We start from the raw sequence: 2,887 nt of genomic DNA, 5'->3' as shown, positions 1-2,887 counted from the left end.
CGACGGGACCCTGCGCCAAACGTGGAAGGATCATCATCGGCCCGGCCATGGCGATTTGACTCTCGATGCGGATGGCAGCGAAATTTACGTCGGAACCAGCAAATCCGCTCCGGACAAATATCAGGTGATCAAGCGTCGGTTGTCCGATGGAAAGGTCACGTCGCTCACGAAGTACGGTGAGGCCGAGCATACGTCGCTGCGTGCTTTGGACAGGCCCGAATGGGCGTTTATAAGTTACGGGGGCAATCCCGATGAGGTTCGGAGCCACCCGGACTGGGCGCCATACACGCGCGAAGTGATCGCGCTGCGTGTCGACGGTCGTCAGGAGGTGCGACGCATCGTGCAGACGCGAAACGCTCCGTTCGACTATTGGAGCGAGACACATGCCTCACCCTCCCCTGATGGGTCGCAAGTGATCTGGTCGAGCAATTGGGGGGTGCCTGGTGGGCCGGTCTACGAATTCGTCGCCCATCTCGATTGGCCGCAGCAGCCGGGCCTGAATTAAAGGGAGATTGCCATCGATGGCCTTCGTTAGCCGAATTTTCTTTGCAGCCCTTGCCGGTTGCCTGGCCCTGGATATCGCAGCCGCGGCTGAAGCGCCGGTGGCCTATAAGCTGTCGCCCGGCGATACGGTGGAGATAGGAATAGCCTCCATAGCGGAGCGAACGCAACGCGCGATCGTGCAAATGGATGGCTCGATCGCGCTGCCCGAGTTCGGGATGATCCCGGTTGGCGGGCTGACGCCGGCAGAATTGCAGACGCGCATGGAGGCGGTGCTGCCAACCAAGATAGTCCATCAGCGCCTACCTGATGGACGGGAGCAAATGATCGTCATCAAGCCGAGCGACGTCACGGCCGTGATCGCGGAGTACCGTCCGATCTATGTGACTGGCGATGTGCTGACACCAGGGCAGCAGACTTACCGGCCACTCATGACTGTCCGACAGGCAATTGCCGTCGCCGGCGGTTTTAGTCTCCTGCGGTCTCGGGCAAGCCAAAGCGGACCTGATCCCGTTGATCTGCGACGCGACTACGAGTCGATCTGGGGGGACTACATCAGGGACTACTTTCATGGCGCGCGCATCCGCGCCGAACTTCAGAACCAGGCAGAATTTGACATGCAACCGCCGCAAGGCTCGCCCCTGTCGAATGCATTGATATCGGCGGTCGCGCAGGCGGAAGCGGAGGGCCTCAAGATTTCGCTGAACAATTTTCAGCAGGAGCAAAGCTATCTCGACAAGACCGCCAAGGATGCCGAGGCTCAGGTCGAGGTTCTGCTCAAGCGCGAGCAGACGGAAGCGGCCGCGGTGAAACAGGATGAGGACGATCTTGCGCGGGTCACCAAATCGTTCGAATCGGGCAACCTGACCAACAGCAGGCTCGCCGACGTCAGGCGTGCCGTGCTGATGTCGTCGAGCCGGGCGCTCGAGACCTCAGTCGAACTGATGAGAACGCGGCGCCAGCAGGAAGACTCCGTCAGGCAGCAGGAACGCAATGAAAATCAAAGAAGGATCGGCCTTCTGAACGAATTGAGGGACACCGACCTTCGCCTCGCCGAGACCACTGCAAGGCTCCACGCAGCCAGCCAGAAGCTTCAGCCATCAGGGGCGTCCGCGCTTCCACTGCCCGTCGCCGGCGAAACCTTTCAGGCGCGGATCACAATAACCGGCGGGGCCGGCGACGCGTCAAGAGGTCGACCGGTCGACCAGGACACCGAGGTTGCGCCTGGAGACACCATCGAGGTGAGGTTCAGCAGCGAACTGCAGAGCGCGGCGATCCAGTAGTTGCGCGGACGTGAACCGAGCCGGGAACGACGTTGCTGATGGCTCGCCCATGGCATGAAGACCGGGCGCCTGAGAAATCAACATTGGGAAATCAAGAAAGCGGGTTTGCCGTGATTGGTGAAATAGATGTCGCCAGCGCCTACAGCACCGGCCGCACCGACTTCATGGGGCTGAAGTTGGTTGTCGCGCCCGGCGTGCTCGTCCCTCGCCCGGAGACGGAACTGCTCGGCAGCACCGCCCTCAATGTGCTTCGTGAACTTAACAGGCCGGTACCGCGTGTCGTGGACATGTGCTGCGGGGCGGGCAATCTCGCCTGCGCCATTGGATACAAGGTCCCCACCGCGCGCGTCTGGGCGAGCGATCTTACTGACAGCTGCGTCGAAACCACCTGCCGGAACGTTGCCCATCTTGGCCTGGCCGGACGTATTTCGGTGCTACAGGGCGACCTCTTCAATTCCTTCTCGGGTCTGGAGCTCGAAGGTACGATCGATCTGGTCGTCTGCAACCCGCCTTACATCTCGGAGAAGCGGCTCGAAAACGACCGCGCGCATCTGATGGAACTTGAACCCCGTGAGGCGTTCGCTGCCGGGCCTTACGGCCTGAGCATTCATATGCGGGTGATCAAGGAGGCGCAGCATTATCTGCGGCAAGGTGGCATGCTGCTTTTCGAGGTCGGGCTTGGCCAGGACCGGCAGGTCATGAGTTTGGTTGAGCGTTCCAAAGCCTATGAGAGCATTCGCACGGTTGCGAACAAAGCCGGTGAAGCCAGGGTGGTTTGTGCACGGGCCAAAGCGCCAGCGTGAGCCGCGCCATGGGTTTGCGCGCCCGGTTGGGACGACGCCCTCAAGCCGTAGCCCGGCGATCAGTTTTCCTTGCTGACCACGTAACGTGCAATTCCCTGGATGGAATCGAAATTCTCCGGCAGAAGTTCACTGTCCTCGACAGTGATGCCGAATGTCTCCTCGACGAATCCGATAACTTCAAGCACTCCAGTCGAGTCTATGATGCCCTGATCGAGCAACGACGTTTCAACTTCCAGCGCACGCGGGTCGGCTACGTAGAAGTTTGACGCCAGAAAGGCGCGGATTTGATCGCTGTAGGTG

Annotated in this window: 3 protein-coding genes and 1 pseudogene; 3 read left to right on the top strand and 1 reads right to left on the bottom strand. The window is 60.4% G+C overall.

Annotated features, from left to right (window positions below; all coding sequences use genetic code 11):
- The 3 genes and pseudogenes from EN969_RS24970 to EN969_RS24960 form a co-directional block, all read left to right on the top strand.
- Window positions 1-505: pseudogene (locus EN969_RS24970) on the top strand (hypothetical protein); the annotation flags it as partial.
- A gap of 16 nt (window positions 506-521) precedes the next feature.
- Window positions 522-1,784, top strand: a complete 1,263-nt coding sequence (locus EN969_RS24965) for a polysaccharide biosynthesis/export family protein (protein ID WP_063167489.1) — start codon at window positions 522-524, stop codon at window positions 1,782-1,784.
- 110 nt (window positions 1,785-1,894) lie between these two features.
- A complete protein-coding gene (locus EN969_RS24960) occupies window positions 1,895-2,587 on the top strand; it encodes a class I SAM-dependent methyltransferase (protein WP_164745784.1) in 693 nt (230 codons plus the stop codon).
- A gap of 59 nt (window positions 2,588-2,646) precedes the next feature.
- On the opposite strand, the gene EN969_RS24955 is transcribed toward EN969_RS24960, so the two are convergent.
- Window positions 2,647-2,887 (bottom strand): acyl carrier protein (locus EN969_RS24955; RefSeq protein WP_164758467.1); only part of this gene is annotated, 241 nt, incomplete at its 5' end.

The sequence above is a fragment of the Mesorhizobium sp. M7A.F.Ca.CA.003.01.2.1 genome (genome assembly GCF_003998945.1).
In the GTDB taxonomy this organism is placed as follows: domain Bacteria; phylum Pseudomonadota; class Alphaproteobacteria; order Rhizobiales; family Rhizobiaceae; genus Mesorhizobium; species Mesorhizobium ciceri.
Note: the sequence above shows the minus strand (reverse complement) of the source record. Positions and strands in the feature narration are given on the sequence as shown.